Annotated in this window: 8 protein-coding genes and 1 pseudogene; all 9 read right to left on the bottom strand. The window is 40.8% G+C overall.

What is annotated here, in order from left to right:
- Positions 1-1134: pseudogene (locus HMPREF0850_RS13030) on the bottom strand (hypothetical protein); the annotation flags it as partial.
- A gap of 68 nt (positions 1135-1202) precedes the next feature.
- Positions 1203-3590, bottom strand: coding sequence for an accessory Sec system translocase SecA2 (gene secA2 / locus HMPREF0850_RS06605; RefSeq protein ID WP_000851051.1), 2388 nt, complete (start codon positions 3588-3590; stop codon positions 1203-1205).
- Entirely contained in the window at positions 3580-4614 is a 1035-nt protein-coding gene (gene asp3 / locus HMPREF0850_RS06600; RefSeq protein WP_001269546.1) for an accessory Sec system protein Asp3, read from the bottom strand. The genes secA2 and asp3 overlap by 11 nt, the downstream gene beginning before the upstream one ends.
- On the bottom strand, positions 4611-5990 hold the full coding sequence (gene asp2, locus HMPREF0850_RS06595) for an accessory Sec system protein Asp2 (protein WP_050395026.1): 1380 nt from the start codon (positions 5988-5990) through the stop codon (positions 4611-4613). Before asp2 ends, asp3 begins: the two co-directional genes overlap by 4 nt.
- A gap of 17 nt (positions 5991-6007) precedes the next feature.
- On the bottom strand, positions 6008-6190 hold the full coding sequence (locus HMPREF0850_RS13095) for a hypothetical protein (protein WP_000724331.1): 183 nt from the start codon (positions 6188-6190) through the stop codon (positions 6008-6010).
- Complete coding sequence (asp1, locus tag HMPREF0850_RS06590) at positions 6177-7775, bottom strand: accessory Sec system protein Asp1 (protein ID WP_000499198.1); 1599 nt, start codon at positions 7773-7775, stop codon at positions 6177-6179. The genes HMPREF0850_RS13095 and asp1 overlap by 14 nt, the downstream gene beginning before the upstream one ends.
- 6 nt (positions 7776-7781) lie before the next feature.
- Positions 7782-9041 (bottom strand): preprotein translocase subunit SecY, encoded by a 1260-nt coding sequence (locus HMPREF0850_RS06585; protein ID WP_000680147.1) that lies wholly within the window; start codon positions 9039-9041, stop codon positions 7782-7784.
- Between the two features lie 678 nt (positions 9042-9719).
- Positions 9720-16961 carry an LPXTG-anchored adhesin/beta-galactosidase BgaA gene (gene bgaA, locus HMPREF0850_RS06580; protein ID WP_000410714.1) on the bottom strand — a complete coding sequence of 2414 codons (7242 nt, stop codon included), beginning with the start codon at positions 16959-16961 and terminating at the stop codon, positions 9720-9722.
- Between the two features lie 248 nt (positions 16962-17209).
- Complete coding sequence (locus HMPREF0850_RS06575) at positions 17210-17965, bottom strand: SDR family NAD(P)-dependent oxidoreductase (protein ID WP_001259182.1); 756 nt, start codon at positions 17963-17965, stop codon at positions 17210-17212.
- Positions 17966-17978: the final 13 nt, after the last annotated feature.

The raw sequence follows: 17978 nt of genomic DNA, 5'->3' as shown, positions 1-17978 counted from the left end.
TTCTGAAGAGCTTTTGGATTCGGATATGGATTCCCACTCACTCTGACTCAAGCTATAAAACTCGGACTCGGAAACACTCTGACTTGCTTGTTCTGATTCGGAAGAACTCCACCACTCTGATTCTGAGTTGCTTTGAGATTCCGAAACGGATTCCCACTCACTCTGGCTCAGACTATAGAACTCAGACTCGGAAATACTCTGGCTCGCTTGTTCTGATTCGGAGTAGCTCCACCACTCTGATTCTGAAGAGCTTTGGGATTCGGATATGGATTCCCACTCACTCTGACTCAGGCTATAGAACTCGGACTCAGAGGCACTCTGACTTGCTTGTTCTGATTCGGAAGAACTCCACCACTCTGATCCTGAGTAACTTTGGGAGTCTGAAACAGATTCCCACTCGCTCTGGCTTAGGCTATAGAACTCAGACTCGGAAACACTCTGACTGGCTTGCTCTGATTCGGAAGAACTCCACCACTCTGATTCTGAAGAGTTTTGGGATTCGGAAACGGATTCCCACTCACTCTGACTTAGGCTATAGAACTCGGACTCGGAAACACTCTGACTCGCTTGTTCCGATTCACTCAAGGAAAGGGACTCTGAGTATGCAAGACTTTCACTCAGAGAGAATGCATCCATATCCTGACAAAGGGACTCACCTGTCAAATGCTCAGAAACAGAGAGGCTATCAACCAGGGAAAGGGACTCAAATTCAGATTCTGAAGAAGAGACCACTAATGAGTAGTTCTCAGACATGGACTCTCGAAGCGAGAATCCTTTTGCTGATATACTCTGGCTAAACGACTCACTGTACGAATCTGCGACAGAAAGGCTAAGGGAAGCTAAAGCGCTAGTTGACAAGCTCTGACTAACATCTCTTATCAAGTCAGCTACACCCAGACTGTTCCTTTCCTGAAAGTCTTCTAAGGCTTCCATGACAGAAACTGATTCTGTTGGTAACTCAAGATCTTCACTAGCACTCAGAATAATTTCCTTTTGCTCTTTGAGTTTTCGACTAACGGGCTTTGATTTAGTTGCATCCAGGCTACGGTAATCACTATCTTCCCTACCCTTTTGCTTAAACTTTGATATCAAACGTTTAAATCCCTTTAGCTCTTCGTTATTATTTTTGCTCATAATATGATTTTCTCCAAAAATACAGTTATATCATCATTATAAAGTCTACAACAGAATCTGTCAAAGTATTAGCCAAAGAAAACTTCTAACTTCCCAGAAGGCTTAATATTAATGTAACTCAATGCCATATTTTTTATAATGTTTAGATTTATATCTGCATTCATTCTTTTGTATGATTTAAAAGCTTCTTTATGAAACTCAAAGACAGGATTTTTTTGGGCATACCCTTGACTAGACACCAAACCTTGAAATTGCTGTAAATAGTCAACCTGCTCAACCCAACAGTCATCTATCGCTCTCAAAACAACAGTTCGTTGAAATTGATTGAACAACTCTGAATCCTTGATTTTATCTTTTTTCTGCTGGTATTCTGAAACAAGGAGGTCAGATAAAAACTTTTTAACTTGCCGTAAATCCGTGACATCTAGATCATCTGGAATATCCTCGCAGTAATAACTAATGTTATCCAAAACAAAGCGAAATAAATCCGCCCGCTCTTTAAACGGTGTTTTACTTGTGTAAATGTCCACTGCATCCGATAGGATAGACAAGAAATAAGTCAAATCAAAGTCTGGATGAGAGATGAGCTTATTACGCTTATTGTAGATAATCTGTCGCTGAATACGGATACTTTCATCATATCGTTCCGTTGAACGTCTGGAAGCCGCTGACGCGTTATCACTATTCTTCTGAGCTTCTTCAACCGCATATCTAATACGACGAGAGGTCAAATGAATCTTTTGTTTTTCCTCTGGTTTTGCAATTTCTTTGTGATAGTACTCACTAATCCATTTGCTACCAGACTTGGAAATAAGATCATCCTCAAGAGAAATAAAGAATTTGCTCAACCCTGGAGCGCCTTGTCGTCCGGCACGACCGCGAAGCTGCAAATCCACTCGCTCACTGGACATTCTCTCTGTTCCAACAACAGCGAGTCCACCCAACTCAGCAACCCCTTCTTCCAAGATAATATCTGTTCCACGACCTGCCATTGATGTTGCTACCGTCACTGCAGAGCGTCTACCAGCCAGTGCGATCATCTCAGCCTCTTTCGCTGCATTATGGGCGTTCAACACATTATGGGCGATTCCCTCTTGGAGTAAGAGCATAGAATAAATCTCAGACATTCCAACTGATCCTGTCGCAATTAAAACTGGCTGACCTTTTTTATGTAATTTTTTGATATACTCCAATGAAGCATATAATTTTTGAGGAATCGTGAGATAGATTTCATCTGGATAATCAATTCGTAAATTGGGTTTTCGTGTAGGAACAACTACGACTCCCAAGTCGTAAACGTCTCTGAACTCCTCCTCACAAACTTTACCAGTACCCGTCATTCCTGCTAATTTTGGAAACATTCTAAATAAATTTTGATAGGTAATAGAGGCCATCGAACGCGTTTCCAATGTGATTTTCACACGTTCTCTGGCTTCTAGTGCTTGGTGCAGTCCTGATTGGAGTTTGTTTCCTTCCAAGAGACGTCCTGTCGCCTCATCCATCAGTTTAACTTCGCCATTATCCACTGTATACTGACGATCTTTTTCAAATAAGTGGTTAGCTCTCAAAGCTAGGTTAATTTGGCGAATGAGCTGGTAATTATCTGGATCATAGGCATTCTGAACGCGGAAATAAACCTCTGCTTCCTTTACTCCTTTTCTCGTCAACCATACAGACGTCCGAGTGGAGTCTAAATTAAAATCTTCTCCTTCTTTTAGAGTTTTTACAAACTCATCACACGAGAGAAAGAGGTTGGATTGCACCCGAGGAGAACCTGAAATGATTAGAGGCATCTGCGCACTATCTAGCAAGGCTGCATCTACTTCATCGACCAAACAAAAATAAAATTTTGGCAAAAACTTCTTTGATTGAGATGTCGCCAAGTTTTCTTCTAGGTAATCAAACCCTAACGCACTATGTGTTGTATAGACAATATCATTCTTATAGATTTGTTGTTTTTGAGGAATTTTAAGTTTTTTTGTCGGATCGTCCGAGACGCCAACCCCAACTGTCATTCCTAAAAATCGAAAAACGGGTGCCATTTGTTTAGCATCACGCGCTGCCAAATATTCATTGGCCGTGACTAGGATTGTACTTTTTTCCGTCAAAGCATTTAGGTATAAAGGAAGGATAGCTGTCAAGGTTTTTCCTTCCCCTGTTCTCATTTCTGCAATCTGATTGTCTTGCATAACCAAGGCCCCTAAAACCTGAACATCATAAGGATATAATCCTAATACACGCTTGGCTGCCTCACGAATGGTTGCATACGCTTCTGGCAAAATGGACTGCAAGCTTTCTCCTCCAGAAAGGCGTTCTTTAAACCATTTTGTCTGAGCTTGCAGTTTCTCATTTGACATAGCTGCATAACTATCAGATAGTTTATTAACCTTCTCCAAAATCTTTTTGTAACGCATTAGTTTATAGGAGTTGGTCAAATTGAATCGTTTAGTTTTCATTCTCTCTCATCCACTCTTCAATCTTTTCCAAGTCAATCGCTTGAAGTAAAAATGACTTATCTAATAAATATTCAATGTTTGCTAGTTCACGTGGTCTAGTCTTCAAGTCCGCATATTCCTTAACTTTTGTCGGATTAAATTGCTGTAGCAATAATTCTTTAAAAATAGGCGGATTTACTCGATTACGGTAACGTTCCAGCAAGCGTTGATAGTCTAGTTCGCTTAAAAACTCATCCGTCACAAGAGCGTATGAATTTCCAAATTGTTTGGAGTAATGCAAGGCCGCAATATTAGAAATCGCTCCATAACCAACAAAAGCCACTTTTTCAAAAAGATGCTCTTGCGCTAATTCTTCAATCGTTTCAAGCAAGGTTTCGTAAAAACGTTCCTCCATGTATAGGAGCGCTTCTCTATAAGACGAATTAACAATCAATACATTTGAGAAATGTTCACGAACACGTTCTGGAATAAAACCTGTTCGATTGAGTTCAGGTTCAGTAAAGCAAACATACATCGTTTCTTTCTCGGAATCCTGATGAAGCAAATCAGAAATCCAGTAGCGATCCACTGTATAATCCGCCAACTGCTCCTCAGCAACATAAATCCCTTCAAAAAGGAAGCGATGACAACCCGAGCTGACTAACTGCACCTTATAATATTGTGTATTATCTGGAACGCATACGCTGACTCTCTCTCCCTGTTTAATGATTTGATTCGAAATTTCTTCATCTCGAGCATCCATAAATTCAACTTTTAAGTATGTTGAATTTTCTGGGATGGTTTCTATATGACTGCCAAAAATATAGTTTTGCCCACGTTTCAATTCAGGAAGCTGACTCGTATTGCGTAAGGCCTGATAGTTTGCCCGTGAATGCCATTCATGAATAACTGTCCCCGAAGGCATGAACTGGTTTTCATACAAAACATGACCACCATCTAACAGTTTGACAGATGAACCGTATAGATACTGAGATATGCTTTGGATATCCCAATAAGCAAAATAGACTTCTTCCTTGTATCTCACGATTTAAACTCCCTTTCAAAACTATTCATTAATAGCGTTTTATATTGATTAAAGAACCATTCGACAATACCTTGTGTATCGTCGTTGTGTCGTCCAGTCAATCCCTTACTGATAACGCTGACGCGGTAATCTCGCTGTCCTAACTCATCCAGCATATCGGGATAGGCCGACATATCATAGTCATCTTGATACATAAAGGAGATAATGAATTTTGTTCTTGAGAAATCAGCTGACTCAAAAGCCGTCCAGAAACGTTCGTTAAGCTGAGCTGTAGCTTCACTTGATAATTCTCCTATTGTGCGGTACACCAAATCCAGTGACGTTGGAAATCCTCCCGGACGAATAGTTGACTCATTTTCTGCCATATCTCCTAAGTTGACAAGAGGTTTTCCGACAATGACGGCATGAGGTTCCAACTTAGAACTATAGTAAAGGGCGCCAAAAGTCCCCATTGATAAACCTGACAAGGTCAGTTGTTCCTTCGTAAAACCAAGTTCATCTAAGCAGTTATGAACCACCTGGAGAAGTTTTTGTTCCAGCTCCTCCGATCCAAGATAGAATGCGCCCCCTTCTGAACGCGGATCCCCTACTAGTAAGAATGGCGAACCCAAATTATTCATCATCCAGTATCCCTCGAACCCCTCTGCGGGACGGTACCCTGAAAAATAGATGTTCAACGGTGGTTTCAAATCTCCTGGATGGAAGAAATAAATCAGTTCTTCTCTATTTTTATCGCTAATTCGTTTTCCTCCGACTAACAAGTCTCCATAGCCTAGATGGGAGTCTCGATAGTGGCAGGGACCAAGTTTTACAATTCCTTGTCCTTTTGCTTGAATGCTGATACTCAAATAATACGAATCATTTACATCTAACGTCAGAGATCGGTCAAAGCTCGTTTCATCATAAATCCATTCTTGCATGGGAGAATTTCCAGCTGGAAAACCTTTAACAACGTAGCGGATCGAACAACCTTCTGAAACCCTGAACTCAGGCCACAGATCTAAGGGCATCTCCCCACTCAGAAAAACATTATGTTGATAGGTCGCAATAGTCTGATAATCCTCGCCGTATCGACCACACAAACGAAGGTAGTTTGTCCCTTCATAACTGATTTGACCCTCAAAAGATGGTGCAGCGACTAGATGATTAACACTTAGTTTCGTTCCATTTTGCTTGGAGAAAAAACCACGTGAAAATATATGTAGCATCTGCTCTGGATTTTCAAAATTTGTTTTCACAGCTTTTTTGCGCAAAAGAAATCGTTCCAACGTTTTTGTAGTGATTTGACAACGCTCATGATAGAACAGACGGTAAACCTGAATTTTCTGATCCAAGATAGTGACATACTCTAAATATTCAGCAGTATCGACCAACACGACATCAAACGGTCTGTCTACTTTTTTCTTCTTTTTTTCCCGTTTTCCGCCTCAACTTCTCTATTTAAGATCCCGATATCTTCTGGCAATAAAGAGACGATATCTTCTGGTTTGACAAATGTCCATTTTATATTACTAGGAATTTCATATTGCTCCTGCCAATTTTCATCAGCAATTTGCAAAACACTAATTTTTTTCATTTCCTTTTAATTCCTTTATGGTATTTTTCCACATATCGACAATCTCACCCCTTGTATACTGTTCAATCTTCTTGACTGAGTGAACTAGAGATTGATTCCAATGTTCTAAGTTTGTGAGGTAGTATAAGAGTGCCTCTTCGAAATCTGAAATATCATCTAGAATCCAACCATTTTCTCCATGCTTCACATAAGAGGAACTATACAAGTTAACCTGAGGGATCCCTCCACTAATGCCAGCGATTTGAGTCAACACATCAGCTGGAGTTCCCAAATCTAGTATAATACGAACGTACTTCAGAACTTTAATCAAATCGCTGTCGCTATGAATGGTTTCAATATCAATCCGTTCGCGAACAATCTCCTCTTCATCATCAAGAACTCGGTTCTCACCTCTCGCTCTCTTCTCTTTATCAACAAAAATCAATTCTTGTTCATATTCTGGCTTAAGAGATCGATAGCTTTCTAGTACCTGTTTTATATAGGCCTCTCGACCAAAATCCTGACTTTGTGTTCCGACCAGCAAGTCAATCCATTCATTTTTCAACATCATTTCAAACAAAGTCGTAAACACATATTGGATTTGATCTGCTGGTAGATTGTCGTAATTGACGTAAACAATCAACTCTTTTTTTCTTTGACTATGCCCTAGGTTTAGATGAGTATCATAAGGCGGAATCTCATAAAATCCTGGCAACTGTTCTAGATCCACATTAGCTGCTATCGTTTCAATTTTATTTAAACTATCAACAACGAAGAACGGCGTGTCTGTCAAATCCGTTAGTAGCTGCTCCTGGTTTGTGATTGGATAGCGATCTCCAAAAAAAGACAAGATAACATGATGGTTTTCCTTAACCTTTTGGAAAAAGTGGTTGTGCTGCACATCTGACGAAATCACAATCGTATCATCCTTGGTTAGCGAAGAAGTTAAATACTGATCTAGTTTTTCATTGATCAATTCTTCGATATCTTGGTAAACTTCTTTTGCAAATGTAGCCTGCGCCTCAGGGTTAATAAGTACTTGATGATTTTCTGTACCCAAAAATTCCCTAAACTGCCATGTACCTTGTAAATTTAAATAATCTTGGTAGTAAGGTTGATCATTTTCAAAATAGATGATACTTGAAACAAATCCACGATCATCAAAAATTAGCTGATGATTTGTCTGCCCACCCTCAAAATAAGTAATATCAAAGAAATTACCTGTTTGTGAAAAGTTAATTTTAGCATAGTGTTCTTGATTTAAATATACCTCAATCATAAAAGGAGTATAGAAGAATTCTACTCCTTGAGGCCATTTAATATCTTCCAGACGAATTTTACGTACAGATACATCCGTCAGACCTTGTATGGTATCAAATAGATTCCATACAGTTTCTGGCAATATTCTTTGCTGATAAAGAAAGGTTCGAATATGTGGTGAATAGTTCAAAATCAGAGTGGTATTTGCCTCTCCTGATTGCTGAAACATTCGCAGCAAATTCACCGCATCATCAAACATCATATTTTTAGATACGTAATAGAAAGGCAGGGTGGTAGAATACCATTTCCGATCTTGTCTATACCAAGATGGTACAAAGTAAAACATATCCCTCTATTCTCCTTTAAATTCTAATTCTTTGTGGTAGTAAGTCCCAATTCTCAAGATACGTATTTCTTCATGCAAAGGCAAGAGCATACTGACTAAAATGATCAATGTACTTGGTATAGTCAAAAGCAAATTTGGAAGAGGTAGGAAGAAATTAATGAAATAGGGTAAACCAATAAAAACGATCAGGTAGAGTGCTCCTACGTTAGATTGTAAGGAAATGTAATGTTTCAAAACTTTTAAAGTTGCTTTCCCAGGCTGGATATAATCTAGGTATTCTCCTTGACGTTGTAAACGTTTCGCTGTTTCTTCTGGTTCTAAGTTGATATAGGCAAATAAAATTGCAAGAAGATAGATAGCAAGCAGGTAAAAGGCTAAACTTAGGGGTTTTGTAAAGTCAAATAAACTACCAAAATTTTTTGTAAAACCATGTCCAAACCAGTCTAATACCAACTGAAGCAACATAATAACACTCGAGGCATACATAATAGGCATTCCCCCAGAGGGAAGAAATTTGATAGGGAGGTAAGATTTGCCATAGTAACGACTACTTAACATGACTCGATTTAGAGGCAAACGAATTTCAGCTCTCTCGCAGACCACGGCAATATAGCCCAAGAGCAAAAATGAAATCGCCGCACCTACTAGAAAGGCTAATCCTTCTTTGGACAAAACAGACTGTCCTATCAATACCACTAATTGGTTAGCAAATTGTAGCAGAATTCCTGAAATAATAATAATTGTCTGCCCGCCTACTCCCTTGCTAACATTCAAACCAGCCAACCAGATAATAACAAAGCTTCCTGCTACAACAGTTGCTAGTACAGCCATATTATAAATCCAATCATCTACAAGAAGCAAAAAGCGTCCATTTTCCGAACGAGCTGTGTACATAACAGCTATCCCCTGTAACACGGAAAAAATCAAAGTGAGAATCTTTTGCACAAAATCCGCTTTTTTCAATGACCAGGACTGGATATTCCAACTTTTATTCAAGTTGATGACCTGCCAGACAATCATCGTCGTAATCCATGGACCTAATCCCAGAGAAAACATGGAAATCTGAGAGACATCTACTCCTGCCAAGGAATACAAATAGGCCAAGGGATTTTGCTCAGTTATTTGCGAAAAACCTGTATTGCCATTGTATCCTGGAAGTAAAATATGGCGACCAAGTAAATAGATCGCAATGATCAAAATTGTAAAAATTGCCCTTCGGAAAAAAATACTTGTTCGTTTCTGTTTCTTAAGACCGAAATGTTTCATCTGTCATCCTTTATTCTTTATATTTAGCAAGTCTTGCGATCATTTTCTAGCAATGTTCATGCACCATCGTAACAGCAAGACAACTCAAGAAAACAGGCTCATCCCACTGATAATCAAGATAGGATTAACTGGCTTACCATGATATTTCACCTACGAAATACAGGAGCACCTCATGAGTGTAAATCTACTTGGAGCTTCTCTTCTATCCTTGAATATTTTCATGTGAGAACACCTGTTCTTCCATTTTTTCTATTTGAACATTATCAAATGCATAAACGGATTTACTTAATCCTTAAAATTTTTATAAGTATATCAACTCTGTCACCATGACTAACATCTAAAAAAACCATTCCCATACCAAATCTCTGAAAGGTAAGGAATTTTACGCTTTCTCATCTGATCATGATTCTTCGAAAGTTGAATGGATTTTATCCGATTTTTCTCATTAAAAAATCATTTATAAAAATTACCAGTGCCTACTATTGTAGCATATTTATCAATTATTTTCAAACACGACCTCTATTTTTATAAGTGTGAAGGGCACTTTATGAATTTTGAACAAAATCCATTTGGAATAGGATTGACTATTCTAAGCATTTGTTTACTATTACAACTCAGACGAAAAAGACCAGAGCGTCACTCTGGCCTTTTCCTGTTCAGTTTAGCTTGTAACTAAACTTAGTCTTCTTTTTTGCGAGTAGTAGCTGCAAGTCCTGCACCTAAGCCCAAGAGAGCCAATCCTGCTGCTAAAGCTGACACCTGAGACTCACTTCCTGTATTTGGAAGGTGACCTTTTTCAGTTTGTGTCACTTTTTCTTCTTGAGATTGTGCTCCTGTTTGAGCCAGTGGGTGCGCATCTGGATTGACAGGAACTTGTGGGTTTAGTTCTTCTTGTGCTACAGCAGTTCCCACTTCCACGATACGATCTTGTGCTGCTACCTTATCAAAGGTTTCCTTTAGAGTGCGTTTCCCATTGTCCACTTCGATGAGATGAACACGTACACCTTTTTGGCCTTCTTGGGTCACACGAGTTTGCCCTACTGGAAGTTTATCGTTCTTACGTTCTTGAACTTGGAAATCAACTTCCTCTTCTTCCACTAGGAGCTCTGGCTTGTGGTGAACCAAATCTTTGACACCATCAAGCGGTTGAGCCGTACCACGTTTAGTTCCTACTTCCACGATACGATCTTGCGCAACTATCTTATCAAAGGTTTCTTTCGATGTACGCTTACCGTTTTCGACTTCTACTAGGTGGACACGAACACCTTTTTGACCTTCTTGAAGAACACGACTTTCACCCACATAAAGTTTGTCAGTCTTACGTTCTTGAACTTTGAAATCAATTGCCTCTTCTTCAACCAGAAGTTCTGGTTTTTCATGAACTAAACCTGCAGCTCCATCAAGTGGTTGAGCTGTACCTCGCTTAGTTCCAACTAGAAGAACCCGGTTAACAGGAGCCTGGATCACTTCACGGAGTTTCTCTTCACGAGTTCCGTCTGGACTAACAGATGTAAGAATGCGTTCCTTACCAACTTGTCCTTCTTGTTCTACACGACTTTCACCTACATATAGACTTGGATCTTCTTTTTCAACAGTTTGGAAGGCAAGTTCCTTTTCGACAACCTCAAGACGTGGATTCTCTTCTTGAATAGCAGGGGCTGTTTTCTCAGAAACTGGTTTTTCCTTAACTAGTTGGATACGGTATTCCTTGACTTGTTTTCCACTTTCTGAAACAAGGCGAACAAGTACTGGAAGACTATCATCGCCACTATCTACCACGGTTGAAGCTACTTGGTCCGTTTCTTCAACTGAGACTTTTGGACGTTGACCTTTATAGGTAATTTGATAGTCTTGACGATTTTCAGCGAAGTCAGGAAGTTCTTTTCCATCTACAAGAATCTTCGATGCAGTGCTTTCTTGAGGCAATTCGCTTGGCGCAAGGAAGGTCATCTCAATCATCGCAACACCGCTCTTGTCTGCTTTACGCTCCATACGCCATCTCATGGCTTTGGCTTTCACAGCTTTAAATGTTACGTTAATTTCATCTCCAGCTTCAATGTCTTTATCCGCACGATAAGGAACAGCTTCCCAGTTATCTGGATTGTTGAATGGATGGCCTGATTCGTAGGCTTGGTAGTTAGAATAGTAGGTAGGAACTTCAAAATCTGGGCCAATATAGCGTTCCAAAACGAGTTTAGATGGTGCATCCGTTCCACTATCTGCAAAGAAGTGAAGTTTGGCTTGCGCAACAGTCCGTTCAACAATCTTGCCATTTTCACGGAAGATTACACCTGCTGATACTTCTGGATTAGAAGATGGTGTTGGAGACCAGTTTGTCCAACGACGATTTTCATTGTGGTCTCCATCATTGATATAGTCTACACGGTCATGTGAACTTGGATCAATATCATTAGTTGCTGAAGCAAAGGCTTGGTTACTGTTTTCATCATAGTTAGGGTTGTTTGAGAGAGCCTCACCAAGTTTGTCCGTCACTCGTACAGTAAACTCCGCAACGAGGTCACTACCAAGGACACGACCTCGAACAGTGAATTGACCTGCTTTAGTCAGATTTTCTGCTGGAACTTCTTCCCATTCCACTGCCAAGTCTTTTGTTTCGTAACCGTCTTTACCTGTGAAGTAAACAGGAACCTTAGTTGGCAATTCAAGCGGTTGCCCTACTTGTAGCAAGCGAGCTTGTTTGACCGCAGCAACTGGTTTACGAGAGAGCAAGTCTTTATTGCTTGTAAAGTGTAGACGGTATTCTCCTAAGATGTCGCCATTTTCAGCTTTCGCGATGACACGAACTGGCTCACCTTCACGAACGCTTGGAACGACCGTCGCAAGACCATTGTTGCTAACACTTGCTGTTACTGTAGGAACTTTTCCATTTACAGACTCAAGGTAGTAGTCTGTCAAATCAGGGTTGAAGTTTGCTAAGTCTTTACCGGCAACTTGGATTCTTGTTTGTCCTTGTTTGGCTGCTGCAACTTGTTTCGCAAAGATTTGTACCTCTGTAATAGAAGTTCCACGCTTGTTATCTGCTTTCACCATGCGAATGCGAACAGCATAGGTTTCAACCTTATCAAAACTAAAGTGATTCATTTCTCCAGCCTTGAGTTGAGCTGGGGCTTTTAGATTGGTAACTGGTTTCCAGTTAGCTGGATCGTTAAAGACATGTTCTTCATTGCCTACAAAGCTAGGGTTTTTAGGTGCTGTCGGAACAGTCTTACCGACATAATACTCAATCACATAAGACTTCGGTGCACCGACTCCATGGTCTTCGTGGAATCCGACACTTAAGTTATCAACCGAACGTTTGCTCAAGATACCTGAATCTCCGAATAGGACACCAACTGAAGCTTCTGGATTACTACGGTTCCAGTTGGTCCAACGGTTGGCTGGTCGGTCATTAAAGGAGATCAATTTATCGTTGACGTTTGAAACAGGATCGCTCGGATTTGAGTCTGAAGCAAAGGCAAGTGGCAATTCTGAACCTGTCCATTGGTCAGAAATGTTTGCACCTTGCTCAGTTTGGGCCGATACGCGAACATGGAGTTTAGTTGTTAATTGCGTACCTTCAAGGCGACCAGTGACTGTAAAGACACCTTCCTTGGCGTATTGCTCTGGGCGAATCGTATCCCATGTAACCTTAGCTGATGAAACGTGGCCATTTGAATCATATGTACGAACACTTTCTGGTAATTGTGGTGCTTCTGCAGTTGGTGTAGTCACACTAACTTCTTCAACTGAAACGATGCCTTCTACAGAGACTTTAGCACGCGCTTCAAGGTCAAGGCCTTCAACTTTACCTAGAACTTCAAAGGTTTGATAATGGTCTAGTTTTTCTTTTGGAATAGCTTGCCATGTGACTTTATGAGTTTTAGGGAAACCTTTGTCATACTCAACAGTTACTGTTGATGGAAGAGTAGGTTCCTGACGCAAGTCAGTCACTACATTTACTGGACGGATAGATTGGGCTACTTTTTTCTCAGTATTGGCCTGGATCGTGAGATCGATTTGACCTGTAGCTCCCTCATATTCTGCTTTGAGTGTGACTATTCCTGGTTTATGTAACTCAAGCATTCCTTTACGAACTGCGACTTCCCCTTCACCACTTGTAGAGAAGGTCACTTTATCTGCTGGTAAAACTGCTTGTGTTCCGTCTTGATAGTGTGCAAGGACAGACAATTTGACTGTTTGGTCTTCTTTGAGAGCATCAGCTTTCTCCACTTGTAGGCTCAAATGGTCAATTTTTGGTGCTTCTTCAAGGAATTGAATTGCATAGGTTTGAAGCGGACCACCATCTTTTGGTTGAACATAGATGCTTGCACGCATACCGTTTGCTGCACTTGCTTGAAGGACTGTAACATCAGCATTTTCAGCACTTGCTGCGACTTCTGGCAATTGGGCACCATAAGCAAGAGTGCGGTATTGCATTGGATGTTGACTAGTGAGGCCTGTAACGGCTTCACCACCAACAGTTACAGTTGGCACTACAGGTGCTGCAGGATTGCCTTCTTCTACCACAAGGGTAGCATGAACGGTTTCGCCTCCTAGTTGGCCAGTCATTTGAATACGTGATCCTGCAACTGAAAGTTTGGCTTTATCTGCTTCCGCAATCTCCCACTTATCCACTTCGTATTCTTGAATGCTTCCATCTGTTACAGTGATAGAAACGTATTTATCAACAGCATTCAAATCTGTTCCTGGGGCAACACGTTTAACTGTTGGTAGTTCTTTGGCAATTGCCAGAACCTCGACACGAGCCTCTACCTCATGTCCATCTGCCATACCTTTAACAGTCACAACTCCAGCTTGACTCACATCAACTGAAGACCATGTTACTGGACGTTTTTCACGACTGCCATCACTATAGACAAAAGCGACGGTCTTCGGCATTTTTGGTTCTTTCTCGATAACAGTACGTACTTTTGGTACCTCTGTTCCTAGAACTGTCTTTTCTTGTCCTTCCTTCTTACCAGTAAAGACAGTTACTTGACCAGATTTCAAGAGATCTGAATGAGCTGTTAGTGTGAATTTACCTGCTTGTTCAGTTGATTTGACAATGGCAACCCCTTTACCGTTAAAGGCTCTGCGAATCCAAGAACCATCTGGTTGCGCCTTGTAGCGTTCACGGCTGGCTTGTTCCCCATTATCGACACCGACCAGTTGACCTTGTCCATGCAATTGGAAACGAACCAAATTATTGGCAGTTGGCACTACATTTCCTTGACTATCAACGATTTCGTAGTAGATGTAGGTCAAGTCTTTTCCATCTGCTGCGATTGCGTGTTCTTCCTTGACAAGACGAACACCTGCTGGTTGGCCTGCAGTGGTAATCTTGTCACGTGCAATTTCTTTTCCAGCTTCATCGCGAGCTACAGCTTCCAAAGTACCTGGTTGGTAAGCAACCTTCCACTCAAGATAGAGTTCCTTAGCATTCGCACCTTCTTGGTAGGTACGGCCATCACTGGTTTGTTTTTTGTTGAAGGTCTTAACTCCGAGAGATTGACCGTTCAGGAACAATTCAACACTTGCAGCGTTCGAGTAAGCACGAACTGGGATTTTTCCGTCTGCATCTTCGACTTTCGATGCCAATTCTCTATTTTCCCAGTTCCAGTGAGGAAGGAGGTGAACCATTGGTTTCTTCTTGGCAGAAACCCATTGGCTTTGGTAGAGATAGAAGTCATGTTTTGGAATACCAGCTGTATCTACGATACCAAAGTAAGAGCTCTTAACGGGAGTTTGGTTTTGGTTGTGCCATGGCGTAGGCTCACCGATATAGTCCGTACCTGTCCAGATAAATTGTCCAGCATAGCTAGCATTGTCGCGGTCAAAAGTCCATGAATCTGTTGCCGTTTTACCCCAACCAACACGGTCATTACCATAGTCAGACTGTTCGTAGTTACGCTCAGGTCCGTTACTATGTTTCAATTCCTGTTCAGGACGATAGTAACTTCCACGTGTACGGGTTGCTGAAGATGTCTCAGAACCGTAAATCAACCAGTTAGGATGTTTTGCACGAAGAGCTTTGTAGTTGTCTTCAGAATAGTTGAATCCAACCGCATCTAGTTCATCAGCAATTTTCTCATGTCCACCACTACCATTACCGAAACGGAACTTATCTGCTCCCATGGTAACATAACGAGTCTTATCAACATCTTTAATCACTTTTACTAAGCGTTTAACCGTTGCTAGAGAATGAGGTTTACCATCGGCTTCACCGATTTCGTTTCCAATAGACCACATGAAGACAGCTGGGTTATTTTTATCTCTTTCGACCATGGTACGAAGATCGTAGTCAGACCATTTTTCACCTTTTCTAGCTTCTGGGTGAGTAGCGTCTTTTTCAAAGAAACGTCCGTAGTCATAAGGTTTCTTACCACCATACCACGTATCAAAAGCCTCTTCCTGAACCAGCAAACCAAGTTCTGCTGCGATTTGCAAGGTCTGTGGACTTGCAGGGTTATGAGTTGTACGGATGGAGTTAACGCCCATCTCCTTCATTTGTTTGAGACGACGGTATTCTGCTTTATAATTTTCTTCTGCTCCAAGCGCTCCGTGGTCATGGTGCAAGGAAACACCATGGAATTTAATGCGTTCACCATTCAAAGAGAATCCTTCATTTGGAGTCCAATGATAGTAACGGTAACCAAACAGATCCTTCTTAGCATCGACTAATTGACCATCACGGTAAACACGCGTAATCAATTCGTACAAGGCAGGTTTATCATTTAAAACTGTCCAGAGTTTTGGTCTTTCAACTTCTAAAATCGCATCAAGACTTGTTGACTCATGTGCTTTCAAGGTACGGCTCGCTGTTCGAACCAAGCCTGTTACAGCCTGACCACCACGTTCAACAATCTGATACTCTGCTACAAGTTCATGGTCTTTATCGTCTGTATTAACAATTTTGCTGGTCACATGCGTTTCAACCTTGCCATGTTGCTGTTGTTCTAGCTTTGGTGTTAAGATGGTTGTCCCATTTTTCTCAACATGAACCTTATCTGTCACTTGCAAGGTCACATCACGGTAGATACCACTACCTGAGTACCAACGGCTACTTGGTTGTTTGTTGACAGCATGGACAGCAATCACATTCTCACGACCATCTTTGTGAAGGTATTTGGTGATATCGTATGAAAACTGGTTGTAACCATTTGGGTAACGTCCCACTAACTGGCCATTGACATAGACTTGAGAGTCCATGTAGACACCATCAAAGGTCACACGAACATTTTTCTTGAGATCTTTTTCATCAAGTTTAAATGTCTTGCGATACCAAGCTTCACCACCATTGAGCTGTCCACCCTCGTTTTGGGCAGGTGACTGATGGTCAAAATCGTTAAAGATACTCCAGTCATGTGGTAAATCCAATTTTTGCCATGTTGATACATCTGCATCTGGTTTCACAGCTTCTTTGGGGGTTGCGTTGAGCTTAAAGTGCCAATTTTGATTAAAACTCACTTTTCTATCTTCAATCATTTGATTCACTTCTTCATTTGTCGCAGCTTTCAAATCTTCCTTGACAGGCTTTTCTTGACTTGAAGCTTGAGATTCTACCTTTGGAGTTGTTTCTTCAGGTTTTAGAGATGCTTTCTCCTCTTTTGGAGCTACAGGTTCATCTTCTTTCACCTCTGATTTGCTTGCTTCAATGGGAGTAGCTTGACTTTGGTCGACACTTGCAGCATCCTTGTGCTCTGCTACAGTTTGATCTTCTTTTTCCTCCACTGCCGGACTTTCCTCTTTTGCTTGTTCCACAGTGTGGGTGATAGGAGTTTCATCCGCGAAAACTGGTGATTCTCCAACGACACTTCCTCCAAATAGAACCGCACAGGTTCCAATCATGACAGAGCAAGCGCCTACAGCAAACTTACGAATGCTGTAGACTCTTTTACGATTCCAATGGCCTTTTTCCATAAAATCCTCCTTTAGTAACCGCTTCCATTTTCTTGTAAGCGTATTACTTTTTCATAGCCTTTTACTCTTATTTTATAAAATAATATAGGGAATTTCAATACCCTAAACATTAAAAATCATAATTTTGATTGTTTTTTCTAAAATTTGTAGAAGATTTAGAAAATGTGAATGTAGATTTAGAACAAAAATAAACAATTTTTGACACTCAGTAAAACATGATAAAAAGTTCCCTTTGTAAGGAACTCCTTTTACTTATAATTAAAGATTCCCCCTGCCAACTTATCAGCTAGTTTAGGAAAGAGGCTATAAAATTTGTGGGCTAAATTCAACAAAACTGGGAGATTGAGTTCTCGTTTATTTTTTCCTATAGTCTTGACGATTTTTTTAGCAACCGCATCTGGTTCTAAGAGAAAGCGGTCAACAGACTTGAGGTAGCTGCCATCTGGGTCTGCCTGGTCAAAAAATCTTGTTCGGATTGGTCCTGGATTGACCGTCGTTAGATAGACACCATAGGGCATGAGTTCGAGGCGCAGAGCGTTTGAAAATCCAATCGCTGCAAACTTTGTCGCTGAGTAGAGACTGGATTTGCCAGTAGCTATCAAACCTGCCATACTGACGATATTGATAATATGCCCCTTTCGCCTTTTCTTCATTCGAAACCCAATGCGACGAGACAAGTTCATCAGAGCAAAGGTATTGACCTCAAACATCTGGTGAATGTCTTTGTCAGAAATCTGGTCAAATTCCTCAAAAATCCCGTAACCAGCATTGTTAATCAAAACATCAATTTTACCATAACGGAGATAGAGGTCAGCTACCAGATCTTCTAGAACCGAGTCATCAGTAATATCGATTTCAATCAATTCTACACGGGGATGATTTCCATATAGTTGAGCTAGTTTTTCCTTGTTTCTACCTAGTAAGATGAGTTGGTCATCTGGCAAGAGTTTGACCATTTCTTGGGCCAGTCCACCGCTTGCTCCGGTAATCAGAATAGTACGCATACTTATCCTTTCT

The organism is Streptococcus sp. M143 (assembly GCF_000162495.1).
GTDB lineage: Bacteria > Bacillota > Bacilli > Lactobacillales > Streptococcaceae > Streptococcus > Streptococcus dentisani.
This window is presented reverse-complemented; position numbering and strand designations above follow the sequence as displayed.